The sequence below is a fragment of the Mycobacterium sp. 236(2023) genome (genome assembly GCF_029623955.1).
In the GTDB taxonomy this organism is placed as follows: Bacteria; Actinomycetota; Actinomycetes; order Mycobacteriales; family Mycobacteriaceae; genus Mycobacterium.
The window spans coordinates 389,761-404,852 of record NZ_JARSBP010000006.1; the positions used below are offsets into that span (position 1 = coordinate 389,761).

The window sequence follows — 15,092 nt, forward strand, 5'->3', positions numbered from 1 at the left end:
CTCACATCCTGAAGACGCCGTAGGACACCGGCTCCAGCGGAGCCTGGCCTGTCACCGAAAGTGCCAATCCGACAATGTCTCTGGTGTCGGCGGGATCGATGACGCCGTCATCCCACAGCCGCGCGGTCGAGTAGTACGGGTTCCCCTGGTCTTCGTACTGGGCGCGGATGGGCGCCTTGAACGCCTCTTCTTCGTCGGGGGTCATGTCACCGCGAACGGTGGCCAGCACCGACGCGGCCTGCTCGCCGCCCATCACCGAGATCCTGGCGTTGGGCCACATCCACAGGAATCGGGGCGAGTAGGCACGCCCGCACATCGAGTAGTTTCCGGCCCCGTAGGACCCGCCGATGACGACCGTCAACTTCGGGACCCGTGCGCACGCGACCGCGGTCACCATCTTGGCGCCGTGTTTGGCGATACCGCCCGCCTCGTAGTCGCGACCGACCATGAACCCGGAGATGTTCTGCAGGAACAACAATGGGGTGTTGCGCTTGTCGCACAGCTCGATGAAATGCGCACCCTTGACCGCCGATTCGCCGAACAGCACGCCGTTGTTGGCGATGATGCCGACCGGGTGGCCGTGGATGCGAGCGAAGCCGGTCACGAGTGTGGTGCCGTACTCGGCCTTGAACTCGGCGAAGTCGCCGCCGTCGACGATGCGGTTCACGACCTCGTGCACGTCATAGGGCACCCGCGAGTCGACGGGGACGACGTCGTAGAGCTCGCTCTGGTCGGCGATCGGATCGACAACGGGGGCAACCTCCCACGGCGGCGGCTCTTTCGGCGCGAGCGTCCCGACGATCCGCCGGACGATCCGCAGCGCGTCCCGGTCGTCGTGGGCGAGGTGATCGGTGACGCCGGAGACCTTGGAGTGCAGGTCGCCGCCGCCGAGTTCCTCTGCGGTGACGACCTCTCCGGTCGCGGCCTTCACCAGCGGCGGACCGCCCAGGAAGATGGTGCCCTGGTTGCGCACGATCACTGCTTCGTCGCTCATGGCGGGCACGTAGGCGCCACCGGCGGTGCACGAGCCCAGGACGGCGGCGATCTGGGCAATTCCCTTGGCGCTCATGGTCGCCTGGTTGTAGAAGATGCGCCCGAAATGCTCACGGTCGGGGAACACTTCGTCCTGACGGGGCAGGAAGGCACCGCCGGAGTCGACGAGATAGATGCAGGGCAACCGGTTCTGCAGCGCGACCTCCTGGGCGCGCAGGTGCTTCTTGACGGTAATCGGGTAATAGGTGCCACCTTTGACGGTGGCGTCGTTGGCGACGATGACGCATTCGCGGCCCGACACCCGCCCGATGCCGGAGATCATTCCGGCGCCCGGGCACTCGTCGTCGTACATGCCGTCGGCGGCGAGCGCGGTCAGTTCGAGGAACGGGCTGCCGGGATCGAGAAGTCCGTCGACCCGGTCACGCGGCAACAGCTTGCCCCTGCTCACATGCCGCTCGCGGGCCCGTTCAGATCCGCCGAGCGCCGCTGTTGCGAGCTTGGACCGCAACTGGTCGACCAGCGCGACGTGATCGTCGCGATGAGATGCCCGCGCTGCCATCGCTGAACCCACCTTTAGTTAATGATGACTAACCGAGTGGTATGTTAATCATCATTAACTGTTGCTGTCCACCACCGGCGGGGAGGTTCACGTCATGACCTTGCCGGATGCCGCCTCCGCCCGCAGCAGGGCCAAATCCGACCGGCGCGGCCAACTCGTCGCCGCAGCGGAGAGGTTGTTCGCCGAACACGGCTACCTCGCAGTCCGGCTCGAAGACATCGGAGCGGCCACCGGCGTCAGCGGCCCGGCGATCTACCGGCACTTCCCCAACAAAGAAGCGTTGTTGGTCGAACTGCTGGTCGGCATCAGCACGCGGCTGCTGGCCGGCGCCGCCGACGCGGCGGGACAGGCCCACGACGCCGACTCCGCGCTCGCAGCGTTGATCGATTTCCATCTCGACTTCGCGTTCGGCGAATCCGACCTGATCCGCATTCAGGACCGCGACCTCGGCAACCTCCCGCCGACGGCGAAGCGGCAGGTTCGCCGCAAACAGCGGCAATACGTCGAGATCTGGGTCGAGGTGCTGCGGAGGCGCGATCGCGACCTGACCGAGTCCGATGCGCGTCTGATGGCTCACGCCACCTTCGGACTGCTGAATTCGACGGCACACAGCCTCAAACCCGGGACGACGAAAACGGCCGAGGCCAGCTCACGGACCGTCCTCAAGAAGATGACGGTCGCTGCGCTGACCTCGGCCGGACGACCCCGCCGCTAGGCGAGGCAAACAGCCCTAGTACCAGGCTCTGCGGCCTGCCACCGGACGCCCCACGGAGCCGAGAATCCAGAAGACCGCACCGATGACGAGCAGCACTACACCGATGTACGTCAGTATCGACATTCCGAAAATAAGACCCAGGATGAGCAGAATCGCTCCGAAGACGATCACTTCCACTCCATTCTTCGACAACTCGTGTGCGCGGCGACCAGTCAGTGGTTACTGGCTGGGCTGCGGGACATTGCAATCCGTCACCTTCGGATTGACTCCCGCGTAGTTCAGCGGCCCCGCCACCACAGTCAGCGCGATGCTTCCCGCTGTGGCGCAATTGGTTTCGCCACCGGTGAAGTAATCCCGCTGATAGGCAGCGAACACGCCGATCAGCAACCAGACGAGAACAATCACGCCGAGAATTCCTCGCATGCCGTGCCTCCTCCGTCTGCGCGCTCGGTAGTGGCGCGCAGCAGAGTTTTACCCCGCTGAAAATTGCGTCAAACCTCTGACGGGATCAAGGTCAACTGGCGAAAGCCGCGGTAAGCCAGTCACACATCGCCTGACGCAGGACCGCGCGGTTCTCGCGCTTGTCGATCTCGTGGCCGTCGTCCTCGAACGCCAGAAGCTTGGCCCTGCGCCCCAACGCGGTCAGTGCATCGCACATCTGCTGCGACTCGCTCGGCGGCACGTTCGTGTCGTTGAGGCCGTGCACCAACAGCAGCGGCGCGGTGATCTCACGCGCGCGCGGCAACGGGGACAGTCGCTGCAGCAGATCCTGATCACTGACGGGATGACCGTATTTGGGGTAGGCCGCCGACGCGATCCACTGCTCGGTGTTGCGGTACCAGGAGTTCAGGTCGCTCATACCGCAGATGCTGATGCCCGCGGCGAACTGCTGGGGATGGAACGCCAGCGCGGCCTGGGTGAGATAACCCCCGTAGGACCAGCCGCAGCACGCCACCTTCCCGGCGGGTGCATGTCCGTTGTCGACGAGGAAGCGCACGCAGTCGGCGACGTCGTCGATCGCGGCGAACCGGCGCTCCCGATCATCGGCGTGCATGAAGCTCCGGCCGAAACCACCGGAGCCTCGAACGTTCGGCAGGAACACGCCGATGCCCTCGTCGAGCAGCGCCGGGAAGAATTCGTTGTATCCGGGCCTACCCTGACCTTCGGGTCCGCCGTGCAGAAACAGCATCGCGCCGATCGTCTCGACCCCCTCCGGCGGCCGGAACAGCCACCCGGTGAACGTCAGTCCGTCGCGTGCGGTGATGGTCTCCAGCGTCGGGTCGGCCGACACCGGCCCGCTGCTCGGCTCACGGTCGACAAGCTCCCACTCCCGCGTCCGCGGGTCGACCAGCTCGACGGTGGGAGGCTTCGCGGGACCCTCGACCGTCACCGCGAGCATGGATCCGCCAGCGCTGATGCTGAGCTCGCCGGCCACCATCCCGGGCAGCGGAATAGGGTCGTACAGCGTGCCGTCGGCGTATTCGAGGATCTGTAATTCGCTGGCGCCGTGTAGGTTCCACAGGATCGCGACCGTGGACATGTCGTCGCTGACTGTGAATTCATCGAGCTCGCAGCCCGTCCGCTCGGCGAGAACCTGATAGGCGACGCCGTCGGCGGTCACCGTCACCTCGAGAAGCCGCGCGTGCTCGGCGCCGTTCTCGCTGCGGATGAGCGCGCGGACGTAACCCTCGGTGCTGTTGATCCCGTACTCGCTGGCCGGCAGGTAGAGCTCGTTGTGCTCACCTTCCGGTCCGGACCGCAATCGGCGCGGGCCGTGGTCGTCGAGGATGATGCCGGTGTCGGTCGTCGAGCCGGGGTCATACGGCAGCAGACCGATCTCGGTGAGACCGCGCAGCATGATCAGATCCCGGTAACCCCGCGGACCGACGCGGATCAGCGAAGCGCCTGCCCACGCGTCGACGAGTCTGCCGCCCGAACGGCGGTCGAGCACGGTCGTGGTCGTCCCCGATGGATCGATCAGGCACGAGCTGCCCACCCCGTCCTCACCGGTCAGGATCGCCGCCACCAAAGTGCCGTCCCAGCCGATCAATTCCGCGGTGCCCTCCACACCCGACGGCCAATAGTCGACGCGCCGGGCAGCGCGATCATCGGGATCTGTTGTCACAACCCAGATCTGCGTGCGGGACCCACCTTCGGGGGCGACCTGACAGGCCAGCCAGTGACCGTCGGCCGAGTGCATGACCCGGGTGACCGGGCCGTCGATCGGGAGATCGACATCTCGCGAGGAGCTCGCGCGCCAGCCCCGAAGGAACCGCTGGACCGCCCGCGGGTACCCGCCGTCGTCGACGAGGTGGGCGAATGCGGTGGCGTCAGGAGACATCGAAGCGCCGTAGATTCGGCGGACCTGTTCTGCCACGGTTCCCGATTGTGCACGGTCGGCGGCGGCGACGACGCCTGGGCCGGTGCCGGATGCACTGAGCGCCTGCACAGGTACCCTGCAGCCATGAGGTGGGTATGACGAATTCACCCGACGGATGGAGCCGCCGCGGACGCGAGGAGCGATCAGGCTTCGGCGGACGCGAGGAGGAATCGCGTCGGGGCAGTGACCCCGGGTACTCCGGATATTCCGATCCGGCCTACGCGAGCCAGGCGCCGTACGGTTCCCCGTACCAGCCGCCTCCGCCACCGCGCCCCACCGAACGGTTGCCCGCTTACTCGCCCTACGGATACGACCCGTACCCGACGGGTCAGTACCCACCCCAGAACCCGCAAGGCGGAGGTTCCGAACCGCCGCCGGAGGGGCCGAGGTCGCCGCGCTGGCTGTGGATCGTGGCCGGCGTCGCCGTGGTCTTGGTCATCGGATTGGTCATCGCGCTGGTGATCGTCAACAGCTCCCGGCAGCAGACGGTGGTGGCGCCGCTGCCGCCCATGCCGGAACCGTCGTTCACCCAGTCACCGACCACGACCCCGCGTACGCCGACGACACGACCGTCGACTCCGGTTCTGCCACGTCCGACACTGCCGACGTTCCCGTCCGCACCGACCACCGAACCGACCGTCCCCGGTGCCACCGACACCGTCGTCTACACGATCGAGGGCACGGGTCGCGCCATCAACGTCACCTACGTCGACACCGGCGGTCTGCTGCAGACCGAGTTCAACGTGATGCTGCCCTGGAGCAAGGAAGTGTCCCTGCCACAGCCGGGTGAGACGTCGGCGAGCATCAGCATCATCAACGTCGGCCGCGAGGTGACGTGCTCGATCTCGGTGAACGGTGAGCAGCTCGATGTGCGCACCGGTGCCGGCCTGACGATCTGCGCGCCGGCCGGCTAGGAGCCGAGGCGCTGCGGTGTGCGCACCGGCAGGAACAGGAGTAAGCCGAGCGCGAGCACGAGAACGAGCCCGCCCATGCCCGCGCGGTAGCTGTCGAAGACGTCGATGAACACCGAAAACAGCCACGGCGCCAGGAAAGTCGCGGCTCGACCCGCTGTTGTGTAGAGGCCGAACGTGACGCCTTCCTTGCCGTGCGCGGCCATCCGCATCATCAGCGTGCGGGCCGACGACAGCGTCGGGCCGATGAAAAGGCACAGCAGCAGTCCGCACGCCCAGAACGCCATCACCCCGGACAGCACCATCAGGACCAGGCCCACCACGATCATCGCGATCAGTGACGCGACGATGACCGGCTTGGAGCCGACGCGGTCGTCGGCCCGGCCGCCCACCACCGACCCGAGCGCGGCGACGACACAGGCGGCGACGCCGAACAACAGCACGTCGGCCTGAGACACCCCGTAGACGTTCACGCCGAGCACCGCGCCGAAGGTGAACACCCCGGTGAGACCGTCGCGGAAGATGGCGCTGGCGCCGAGGTAGTAGACGACGTTGCGGTCGCGACGCCACTCGGCGCGCACCTCCTGCCACAGCCGCCGGTAGGCCCCGAAGAAGCCGACGCGGGGCGGCGTCTCCTGAGCGTGCCTGGGTGTCGAGATCAGCAGCGGCAGCGCGAACAGCGCGAACCAGGCCGCGACGAGCAGCATCGCCGCCCGCACGTTCTGTCCGTCCTCGACAGGCAGACCCAGCAGACCACGAGTGTCGCCGTCACCGGAGATGAACCCGAGGTACACCACGAGCAAGGCCAGCACACTGCCGAAATAGCCCAGCGCCAAACCGAATCCGGAAACCCGGCCCGACGTTTCGGGCGTGGACAGGTCGCGCAGCATCGCGTTGTACGGGACGGTGGCCAACTCGCTGCAGGCCGCGGTGCAGGCCAACAGAATCAATCCCGGCCACAGGTAGTGGTAGTCGTCGCGGATCAGGCTCAGCGACGCCGTCAGCAGCACGACGAGACCGGTCAGGATCGCCAGCGCCCTGCGCCTCCGGGCGGGCGCGTCGACCCACACCCCGGTCACCGGGGCCAGCAACGCGACCACGAGTCCGGCAGCGGCCAGCGCACGGCCCAGCCAGCTCGCCGGAGTGGTGTCACCAGGCAGATCGTCGCCCACCGCAGACGTCAGATAGACGGTGAACACGAACGTGATGACGATCGCGTTGATCGCCGTCGCCCCGAAATCCCACATCGCCCAAGCCACCACGCGCGAGCGTGTCGCGGTGGCGGGCGGCCCGGTCGTGGGCGACACCTCGCTCATGGACGCCCACGATATAGTCCCGCCCATGCCAGTACCCGCACCCAGCGCGGACGCCCGCGCCGTCGTCACCGGCGCATCCCAGAACATCGGCGAGGCGCTGGCCGTCGAGCTCGCCCGCCGCGGCCACCATCTGATGATCACGGCCCGCCGTGAGGACGTGCTCAACGCACTCGCCGAACGATTGCGCGCGGAGTACGGCGTCACGGTCGAAGTACGGGGCGTCGACCTCGCCGACCCCGCCGCGCGGAGCGTGTTCTGCGACGAGTTGGCGTCGCGCAACATCTCGATCCTGTGCGCCAACGCGGGCACCGCGACGTTCGGAGCCGTCGCGACGCTCGACCCCGCGGAAGAGCGGAAACAGGTGCAGCTCAACGTCCTCGGTGTGCACGACCTGGTGCTGGCGGTTCTGCCCGGCATGGTCGAACGGCGCGCGGGCGGGATCCTGACCTCGGGATCGGCGGCGGGCAACTCGCCCATCCCGAACAACGCGACCTACGCCGCGACCAAGGCGTTCGCCAACACGTTCAGCGAATCCCTGCGCGGAGAAGTGAAATCCGCGGGTGTGCACGTCACCGTGCTGGCCCCGGGGCCCGTCCGCACCGACCTGCCCGATCCCGACGAGCAGTCGCTGGTCGAGAAATTGATCCCCGATTTCTTGTGGATCGACACCGAGTACACGGCGAAGGTCTCACTGGATGGGTTGGACCGCAACAAGATGCGCGTCGTGCCCGGTGTCACGTCCAAGGCGATGTCGGCGGCCAGCGGCTACGCACCCCGCGCGATCGTCGCACCGATCGTCGGCGCGGTCTACAAGAAGCTGGGCGGCGACTAAGCGCTCAGCGCCACAAGGCGATTCAGCGGCGGCGCTTGCGGCGGCCGGTGCCGAAGATGCTTCGGGTGATCTCGCGACCGATCACCGTTCCGGCCGAACGCATCGCGCTCTTGAACGCCGGGCTGTCCATCATCTGGTCGAGGAATCCCGGCTCTTCGCGCTGCGCAGGCGCGGGCATCGGCGGTACCTCGACCGGCGGCGGCGCATAGACCGGGGGTTGTTCGGGTGCCGGGGGTGCGAGTTTGGCCGCCAATCGTTCGTAGGCCGAATCCCGGTCGATGGTCTGGCCGTACTCGGCTTGCAACGGACTGGCTTTGGCTGCGGCCGTGATCGCGTCCGGACCGATGGTGTCCATCAGGGAGCGCGGGGCGCGCATCCTGGTCCACGCCACCGGCGTCGGGGCACCTGTCTCTGAGAGGACGGTGACGATGGCCTCCCCGATGCCCAATGACGTCAACGCCGATTCCAGGTCGTACACCGACGTTTTCGGATAGGTGCGGACCGTCTTCGTCAGCGCCTTCTGATCGTCGGGGGTGAACGCGCGCAGCGCGTGCTGAATCCGCGCACCCAGCTGGCCGAGCACCTCTTTGGGAATGTCGGTCGGCATCTGAGTGCAGAAGATGACGCCGACGCCCTTGGACCTGATCAGCTTCACCGTCTGCTCGACCTGCTCCAAAAACGCCTTCGACGCATCCGTGAACAGCAGATGTGCCTCGTCGAACACGAACACCAACTTGGGCTTGTCGACGTCACCCACCTCGGGCAGCGTCGTGAACAAGTCTGCCAGCACCCACATCAGGAACGTCGAGAACATCACCGGGCGCGTGGCGTGGTTACCGAGTTCCAGCAGCGTGACGATTCCGCGACCGGATGCGTCGACGCGCAGCAGGTCGGACGGCTCGAGTTCGGGCTCCCCGAAAAAGGTGTCCCCGCCGTCGGCTTCGAGATTGACGAGGGCGCGCAGGATCACCCCGGCGGTGGTCGTCGAGACCGCGCCGAGGGCTTTCCGCGCGGGTTTGCCCTCGTCGTTGGTCAGGTACTGGATGACCGAGCGCAAGTCCTTCAAGTCCAGCAGCGGTAGCCCCTGCTGGTCGGCCCAGTGGAAGATCAGCCCCAGCGTGGATTCCTGAGTCTGGTTGAGCCCCAACACTTTCGACAGCAGTATCGGCCCGAAGCTGGTGACGGTGGCGCGCACCGGCACCCCGATCCCCGACGTGCCCAGTGACAGGAACTCCACGGGATAGCCAGTCGGCGCCCACTCGTCTCCGGTGTCGGCGGCCCGCTGCGCCACCTTGTCACCCGATTCACCGGGCCGCGACAGCCCCGACAGGTCGCCCTTCACGTCGGCCATCACCACCGGCACACCGGCCGCCGACAGCTGCTCGGCGAGCACCTGCAGCGACTTCGTCTTCCCGGTGCCGGTGGCGCCGGCGACCAGGCCGTGCCGGTTGAGCATCGCCAGCGGGATGCGCACCCGCGCCGACGAGTCGCAGACACCGTCGACGACGACTGTGCCGAGCTCCAGCACCGCCCCTTGCCCGGCGTAACCTGCGGCGATCTGTTGCGCTGGACTGCCGGACGACTCGGTGGTCATGTGTCGCACCCTACTGCGATGCCAGGGCGATTCCACGGGCTCGCGCAGCCCATGTAAAGCCTCGGGCCGCCGCGGGGCTTACTGTTGAGCGCTGTGCGCGATGAACTTGTGTGGATCGACTGCGAGATGACGGGTCTGGACCTCAAATCCGACCGCCTCATCGAGATCGCGGTATTGGTGACGGACGCGGATCTGAACATCCTGGGCGAGGGCCTCGACGTCGTCATCCATGCCGACGACGAAGCGCTGTCTTCGATGATCGATGTGGTCAAGCAGATGCACACCAAGTCGGGCCTCATCGAGGAGGTGCGCGCGTCGACCGTCGACCTCGCCACCGCCGAAGACATGGTGTTGAGCTACATCCGCGAGCACATCAAGCAGGCCAAGACGGCGCCGCTGGCCGGCAATTCGATCGCCACCGACCGCGGGTTCATCGCGCGCGACATGCTCAAGCTCGACGACTATCTGCACTACCGGATGATCGACGTCAGCTCGATCAAGGAGCTGTGCCGCCGCTGGTATCCCCGGATCTACTTCGGGCAGCCGGACAAGGGTCTCGCGCACCGCGCGCTCGCCGACATCCACGAGTCGATCCGCGAGCTCAAGTACTACCGTCAGACCGCGTTCGTCGCGCCGCCCGGCCCGTCGACCAGCGACATCGCAGCCGTCGCGGCGACACTGGGACCCGACGCACCAAACGATTCGGCTCCTGGGGGCTCAAGCAGCTAGTATGACCAAGCCGCTCGCGCGGCGATGGTGGCTGTAGTTCAGTTGGTAGAGCACCAGGTTGTGATCCTGGCTGTCGCGGGTTCGAGTCCCGTCAGCCACCCCGATGTGGGAACGCCGTCTACTCCGGTAGGCGGCGTTTCTCATATCAGGTAGGTGCCGTGCCCCTCGACCACCAGGCCGGCGTCGTTGAAGCGCAGCACCTCGTTGACCGATCCACCGTTTTGGTTGCGGTAGGTGATCACGATGGTGTCGACGCCCTGGTAGACGCCCTCGACCGTGAACCGCAGATCCGGGATCCCGGCCAATGCGGTCGTCCAGTACTCCCGCAGCGCCGCCTTGCTGCGAACCACGCCACCGGTGGCGGGGAGGACCTTCAACGCCACCGGCGAGGTGAACTCGACGTCATCGGCGAAATGCGCCAGCACGGCCTCGACGTCGTGCGCATTCCAGGCGCGCACCCACTCGGCGGCGAACCGTCCGGCGTCGATCGTCATCCGCACCGCCCGTCAGACGTTGGCGTTGCCGGCTTTCCACTGCTCCCACGGGACGTTCCAGTCACCGAGGCCGTCGGTGCCCGACAGGGGTGAGCCGACCGTATTCGAGATTTCGACGATGTCGCCGCGCTTGGAGTTGTCGTAGAACCATTGCCCGTTACTCGTCGACACGTTGATGCAGCCGTGGCTGACGTTGCTCTCCCCCTGGCTACCGACCGACCACGGCGCGGCGTGCACGTAGATGCCGCTGTAGGAGATCTGGGTGGCCCAGTCCACCTCGGTGCGATATCCGTTGGGCGAGTTGGCCGGAACGCCGTAGGTCGACGAATCCATCACCATGTGCGAGCGCCGGTCCCCCACGATGTACACACCGTTGTTGGTCGGCGTGCTGTTCTTGCCCATCGACACCGGCATGGTCTTGATCACTTCACCGTTGCGGCGCACGGTGAGCGTCTTGGTGTTGTCGTCGACCGTCGTGATCATCTGATCGCCGATGGTGAAGTTCGTGGAGACGTTCTCCTGACCGAACAGGCCGTCGCCCAGGTCGACGCCGTAGGTGTTGACCTGAACCTCGACCGTGGTGCCCGGCTTCCAGTACTGCGCTGGGCGCCAACGCACTTCGCGGTTGTTGAGCCAGTAGAACGCGCCCTCCACGGGCGGGTTGGTCTTGACCGTAATGGCGCGCTGTGCCGCAAGGCGGTTCGGGATGTTTTCGTCGAACTGGACCGCCACCGGCTGACCGACACCGACGACCTCGCCGTCGTTGGGCAAAACGTAAGGCATCGTGAGGTTTTCGGGCGAGTGCGTCTCGAACGTCATCTGACGACTCGTCACACCGCCCAGCCCCAGCGACTGCGCCGTCAAGGTGTAGCGCTTGTTGTAGCCGAGCGGCTCGGTGGTCTCCCAGGTCAGCCCGTCCTTGGACAGCTTGCCCGAGACCGTTTCGCCGTCCTCATTGACCATCGTCACCGCGCCGAGGACGCCGTCCTCGGCGGCGACGGTGACGGGCTCACCGGCGCTGACACCCACGGCTCCGTCTTTGACGGAGGAGGTCAGCTTCGGGACGAGGAGGTCACCGAACGGGGTGCCCTTGTCGGTGATCACCTGCGGCTTCGCCTGTTCGACCTCCCCGCCGCAGGCGGTCAGGCCGAGCACAATCGCGGGAACGAGCGCGGCGGCCACCAACCAGGACCGCTTCCTGCGCGCACGGGTCACCGTGTTGACGTGCCTCATACTCCCCACCTCGCATACAGGGCTGTGCGCCCACCGATCGTCGACGCCAATTCTACGGTCAGTTGTGACAAGAGGGCGTGACTGCGACGTCGCCTCTCGCCGCGGTAATCGCGATTTCATCCTGCGCCGCGGGCCTGTTATTGTCTCACACGCGCGCCGTTAGCTCAGTTGGTAGAGCAGCTGACTCTTAATCAGCGGGTCCGGGGTTCGAAACCCTGACGGCGCACCACACGAAATCCCTGCTCAGGCGGGGATTTTGTCGTTTCGGGAAGTTTGCTGGCCTACGCCGCGCTCACCCCGACGGCGAGACCGGCCATCGCCGCATCGTCGCTGACGCCCGGCGCAACGGTCGGTAGCGAGATGGTCACACTTTCGACGTTGATGTAACCGACCTGGATCAGGTCGAGGTACGGAGTGGCGAAACCGGCCAGCTGCAGCTTCAGCGTCGCCCCCGGCACCATCGTGTAGGCGATCTGCTCCAGATCGAACGTGACCGTCTGGCTGCGGCCGTTCAACGTCACCGGGATCGCCGTCACGAGGTTGCCCAGCACCAGACCTGTCGTCTCGTCAACGAGCTGCCCGTAGATGTGGCTCGCCGTGCCGAGCCCCGAATAGGTGAGCGTGATCTCCGGGGCGCCGACGATCTGCGTCTCTTCGTCGGGTGCCGGGATGTCCAGATTCAGCGCCAGCCATGCGTCCGACGCCGTCGCCACCGACAAGAGCAGCGGTGTCGGCGGCTTGGTCTGCGGCCCCGAACCGCCGAGCAGCGGGATGATCGGCAGGAAGCCTCCGTCGCCCTCGGTGACCAGCGGGTCGCCGTAGAACCCGGACTCGGTCGGCAGCAGGTCCGAGAAGTGATAATCGCCGAACTGGTCGAACCACTCGAACCGCGGTCCCGTCGGGATCAGTTCATTGCCGCGCACGTACCGATCGAGCCAGCCGATCGTCGAGTTCACCAGCAGCGGCTGCTGGATCGGATTGAGCGGATCCAGGCATATGCCGTGCCCGCCACATGCCCAAATCATCTCCACCGGAACACCATTCGCGTCGAGCATCATCGCGTTGGTGACCGCCTGGGCGAGCGTGAACAACCCGTCGGCCGTACCTTGGATCAACAATGTGGGCGCCGTGATCTGGTTCACCAGTGTGGTCGGGCCACTGCTGGTCAGGATTGCCTGCTGCGACTCGGTGAGGAAACCGAAAAGTAGGCCCTGGATGATCGCGGGATAGATCTGCGAGTTGATCCGCGCGCCCGCCTCCAGCAGATCAAGCGCCAACAGCGTCGACCAGCCGGACTTGAACGCGTCGGCCGGGTAGAGCGCCTCATTGAGCGAATTCCAGGCAATGACAGGAACTATCGCGTCGACCCGGCGATCGATGCCCGCCACCACCAGCTGAATGCCGCCGCCGTACGAACCGCCGACCATGCCCATCGTCGGATCACCGGGCGCATCGAGTTCGGCCTCCGGCCGCTCGGCAAGCCAGCTGATGATCGCCTGGACGTCGCGGCCCTCGAAGAACGGGTTGTCAAGCTGCAGGATGCCGCCAGAGGCGTACTCGCCGCGGGGATCCCACGTCACGACGTTGTATCCCGCATCCCGCAGTGGCGCCAGACCGGGGACGAGATCGGCGACCTGAATCGTCGTGGTCGGGTCGATGGTGCCGGCGCTGCCCAGACCGGGGCCGTTGAGCACGGTCGGTGCCGTCTCGCCGAACGCAAGTCCGGTCGCCGGGAAGAAGTTGGTGCTGATCTGCGTCCCGTCGAACGACGTCACCATCGTCGTGAACGCCACCGGGGCGCCGACGGGGACAAGCTCGTCGATGTCGACATCGATGGGCGTGATGACTCGATAGCCGATGATCGGCTGCAGCAGCTCGCCCAGGATCGGCACCCGCTGGAGCCCGAGCACGATCGGCTGCACGAAATCGCCGACGATCGGGATCGCCTCAAGGATGCTCACCAGCACGCTCTTCTGGCTGACCATGACGGTGAAGGTCTCGATGCCGCGTGATTCGACGACGGAGAGGTCCGGCAGGAACGAGAACGTGCCGTCGGCGTTGAGCGTCATCTTCCCGCCCTGATCGGGCCCGTCGAGCAGCGTGTAGATCAGCGGCCTGCCATTGGTGTCCGTGGCGCCGACCGAGCCGTAGATGACGCCGTTGTCGAAGTCCAGCGTCGGATCGACCGAGATCGGTCCGCTGGTGACGAGCGCCTCGCGGCGGGCCGCGGCCGCCATCGCCCACGACAGCGGAGAATTCGGCGTCCCCGCGGGGCCGTCTCCCGCGAACGGGTTGAACAGACTGTGGATGAGCTCGACGAAGGGATTCGACACCGAGGCGGTGGCAACGGTTGTCGACGCGGTCGGCGTCGCCGCGCGGCCCGCGGTCGCAGCCGGGCTCGACAACCACTTCAGCGCTGGTGTCTGCCCGTTCGCAGGCTCCTCCGCCGCGCTGATCTCTTCGCCGTCCAGGTCATCGACATCAGAGGGCACCGCGTCCGGCGCCGCCGCGTCGGGGTCCGTCGCCGGTTCTTCGACGGCAGCCGGCACGTCCGCGTCATCGGTGTCGTCGGCGTCGGCAGGTTCGGACTCATCAGACGCGGCACCGCCGTCCCCGCTGTCGGCCGCTTCGTCTGCGTCGTCGGGCGACTCGGTGTCGACCGAGTCGTCGTCAGATGATCCGTCGTCGCCGGTGTCGCCGCCGCTGTCATCGGAGCCTTCCTGCGCCGACGCACCCGGACGGGCCGAATCCCGCTTGGTCGTCGACGTGCGCTGCTGGCCGGAGGACTCGTTCGACTCCGTCGCCCCCGCCGACGATGCCCCTGGATCAGACCCACCTGCGGGGTCCGCCGAAGCGACGCCGTAGCCGGTGACGACAGCGGTGCTGACGCCCAGCGCGACTGCGAGTCCTCCGATACGGCCGATATAGCGTGCAGCGCTCATAATTCCCCCGTTGGATCGGCGAGCAGTGCAGCAAACTATATGCACGCCCGCCCGCCCTCGGTTGGCAATTGACGTAACCGACATAGTCGACGTGCAATCGAAGTCGTCCGCGGGCCCAAAGCTGGCCATGATCAGTAACTTTCGCGCGCCCTTTCCAGCACGTCCCCACGCTCGGGGCTGATGCCGACCTCAGCGGCGATCACCGAAGATCGAGAGCCCGCAACGTCGAAAAGTCAGCGCCCGAACATCCGGCAAAACGGATTCCGCAGAGGCGGACGGCGAAAGGCCCGCGTTTGCCACACCGCGCGCATCCAGCCTGCGACAACGCGGGAAGTGCCCTGTAGCTCGAACGACGCGGGCTTATCCCTATTTTTAGAGAATCGTCGTCAATATT

Annotated in this window: 13 protein-coding genes and 2 tRNA genes; 6 read left to right on the plus strand and 9 right to left on the minus strand. The window is 66.4% G+C overall.

What is annotated here, in order from left to right:
• Position 1 precedes the first annotated feature (1 nt).
• Positions 2–1,552 (minus strand): carboxyl transferase domain-containing protein, encoded by a 1,551-nt coding sequence (locus P9A17_RS24800; protein ID WP_278041398.1) that lies wholly within the window; start codon positions 1,550–1,552, stop codon positions 2–4.
• Between the two features lie 94 nt (positions 1,553–1,646).
• Between P9A17_RS24800 and P9A17_RS24805 the strand changes: the two genes are divergently transcribed.
• Entirely contained in the window at positions 1,647–2,267 is a 621-nt protein-coding gene (locus tag P9A17_RS24805; protein ID WP_278041399.1) for a TetR/AcrR family transcriptional regulator, read from the plus strand.
• Between the two features lie 15 nt (positions 2,268–2,282).
• On the opposite strand, the gene P9A17_RS24810 is transcribed toward P9A17_RS24805, so the two are convergent.
• From P9A17_RS24810 to P9A17_RS24820, 3 genes are all read right to left on the minus strand, one after another.
• Positions 2,283–2,438 (minus strand): hypothetical protein, encoded by a 156-nt coding sequence (locus tag P9A17_RS24810; protein WP_278041400.1) that lies wholly within the window; start codon positions 2,436–2,438, stop codon positions 2,283–2,285.
• A gap of 48 nt (positions 2,439–2,486) precedes the next feature.
• Positions 2,487–2,690, minus strand: a complete 204-nt coding sequence (locus P9A17_RS24815) for a hypothetical protein (RefSeq protein WP_278041401.1) — start codon at positions 2,688–2,690, stop codon at positions 2,487–2,489.
• 91 nt (positions 2,691–2,781) lie between these two features.
• Entirely contained in the window at positions 2,782–4,608 is a 1,827-nt protein-coding gene (locus tag P9A17_RS24820) for an alpha/beta fold hydrolase (protein WP_278041456.1), read from the minus strand.
• Between the two features lie 134 nt (positions 4,609–4,742).
• On the opposite strand from P9A17_RS24820, the gene P9A17_RS24825 reads away from it, so the two are divergent.
• Entirely contained in the window at positions 4,743–5,561 is an 819-nt protein-coding gene (locus P9A17_RS24825; RefSeq protein WP_278041402.1) for a hypothetical protein, read from the plus strand.
• On the opposite strand, the gene P9A17_RS24830 is transcribed toward P9A17_RS24825, so the two are convergent.
• Positions 5,558–6,874 carry an MFS transporter gene (locus P9A17_RS24830; protein WP_278041403.1) on the minus strand — a complete coding sequence of 439 codons (1,317 nt, stop codon included), beginning with the start codon at positions 6,872–6,874 and terminating at the stop codon, positions 5,558–5,560. The genes P9A17_RS24825 and P9A17_RS24830 overlap by 4 nt on opposite strands.
• A gap of 25 nt (positions 6,875–6,899) precedes the next feature.
• Here P9A17_RS24830 and cmrA point away from each other — a divergent pair, with 25 nt between their 5' ends.
• Entirely contained in the window at positions 6,900–7,706 is an 807-nt protein-coding gene (gene cmrA / locus P9A17_RS24835) for a mycolate reductase (protein WP_278041404.1), read from the plus strand.
• A gap of 22 nt (positions 7,707–7,728) precedes the next feature.
• On the opposite strand, the gene P9A17_RS24840 is transcribed toward cmrA, so the two are convergent.
• A complete protein-coding gene (locus P9A17_RS24840; protein WP_278041405.1) occupies positions 7,729–9,300 on the minus strand; it encodes a helicase HerA-like domain-containing protein in 1,572 nt (523 codons plus the stop codon).
• A gap of 93 nt (positions 9,301–9,393) precedes the next feature.
• Between P9A17_RS24840 and orn the strand changes: the two genes are divergently transcribed.
• Together orn and P9A17_RS24850 are read left to right on the plus strand one after the other, a co-directional pair.
• Complete coding sequence (orn, locus tag P9A17_RS24845) at positions 9,394–10,029, plus strand: oligoribonuclease (protein ID WP_278041406.1); 636 nt, start codon at positions 9,394–9,396, stop codon at positions 10,027–10,029.
• Positions 10,030–10,056: 27 nt separating this feature from the next.
• Positions 10,057–10,129 (plus strand) — tRNA-His (locus P9A17_RS24850).
• Positions 10,130–10,169: 40 nt separating this feature from the next.
• Here the strand turns inward: P9A17_RS24850 and P9A17_RS24855 are convergent.
• Together P9A17_RS24855 and P9A17_RS24860 are read right to left on the minus strand one after the other, a co-directional pair.
• The gene (locus P9A17_RS24855) at positions 10,170–10,523 is read right to left on the minus strand and encodes a nuclear transport factor 2 family protein (protein ID WP_278041407.1); all 354 of its coding nucleotides are present in this window, start codon (positions 10,521–10,523) and stop codon (positions 10,170–10,172) included.
• Positions 10,524–10,535: 12 nt separating this feature from the next.
• Positions 10,536–11,756, minus strand: coding sequence for an Ig-like domain-containing protein (locus P9A17_RS24860; RefSeq protein WP_278041408.1), 1,221 nt, complete (start codon positions 11,754–11,756; stop codon positions 10,536–10,538).
• A gap of 153 nt (positions 11,757–11,909) precedes the next feature.
• Here P9A17_RS24860 and P9A17_RS24865 point away from each other — a divergent pair.
• Positions 11,910–11,985 (plus strand) — tRNA-Lys (locus P9A17_RS24865).
• Between the two features lie 52 nt (positions 11,986–12,037).
• On the opposite strand, the gene P9A17_RS24870 is transcribed toward P9A17_RS24865, so the two are convergent.
• A complete protein-coding gene (locus tag P9A17_RS24870) occupies positions 12,038–14,698 on the minus strand; it encodes a CocE/NonD family hydrolase (protein WP_278041409.1) in 2,661 nt (886 codons plus the stop codon).
• Between the last annotated feature and the right edge of the window lie 394 nt (positions 14,699–15,092).

Coding starts and splice junctions, on each gene's coding strand:
- P9A17_RS24830 (WP_278041403.1), bottom strand. CDS start 6,874: ATGAGCGAGGTGTCGCCCACGACCGGGCCGCCCGCCACCGCGACACGC.
- P9A17_RS24815 (WP_278041401.1), bottom strand. CDS start 2,690: ATGCGAGGAATTCTCGGCGTGATTGTTCTCGTCTGGTTGCTGATCGGC.
- P9A17_RS24825 (WP_278041402.1), top strand. CDS start 4,743: ATGACGAATTCACCCGACGGATGGAGCCGCCGCGGACGCGAGGAGCGA.
- P9A17_RS24870 (WP_278041409.1), bottom strand. CDS start 14,698: ATGAGCGCTGCACGCTATATCGGCCGTATCGGAGGACTCGCAGTCGCG.
- P9A17_RS24805 (WP_278041399.1), top strand. CDS start 1,647: ATGACCTTGCCGGATGCCGCCTCCGCCCGCAGCAGGGCCAAATCCGAC.
- P9A17_RS24855 (WP_278041407.1), bottom strand. CDS start 10,523: ATGACGATCGACGCCGGACGGTTCGCCGCCGAGTGGGTGCGCGCCTGG.
- P9A17_RS24840 (WP_278041405.1), bottom strand. CDS start 9,300: ATGACCACCGAGTCGTCCGGCAGTCCAGCGCAACAGATCGCCGCAGGT.
- P9A17_RS24800 (WP_278041398.1), bottom strand. CDS start 1,552: ATGGCAGCGCGGGCATCTCATCGCGACGATCACGTCGCGCTGGTCGAC.
- cmrA (WP_278041404.1), top strand. CDS start 6,900: ATGCCAGTACCCGCACCCAGCGCGGACGCCCGCGCCGTCGTCACCGGC.
- P9A17_RS24820 (WP_278041456.1), bottom strand. CDS start 4,608: ATGTCTCCTGACGCCACCGCATTCGCCCACCTCGTCGACGACGGCGGG.
- P9A17_RS24860 (WP_278041408.1), bottom strand. CDS start 11,756: ATGAGGCACGTCAACACGGTGACCCGTGCGCGCAGGAAGCGGTCCTGG.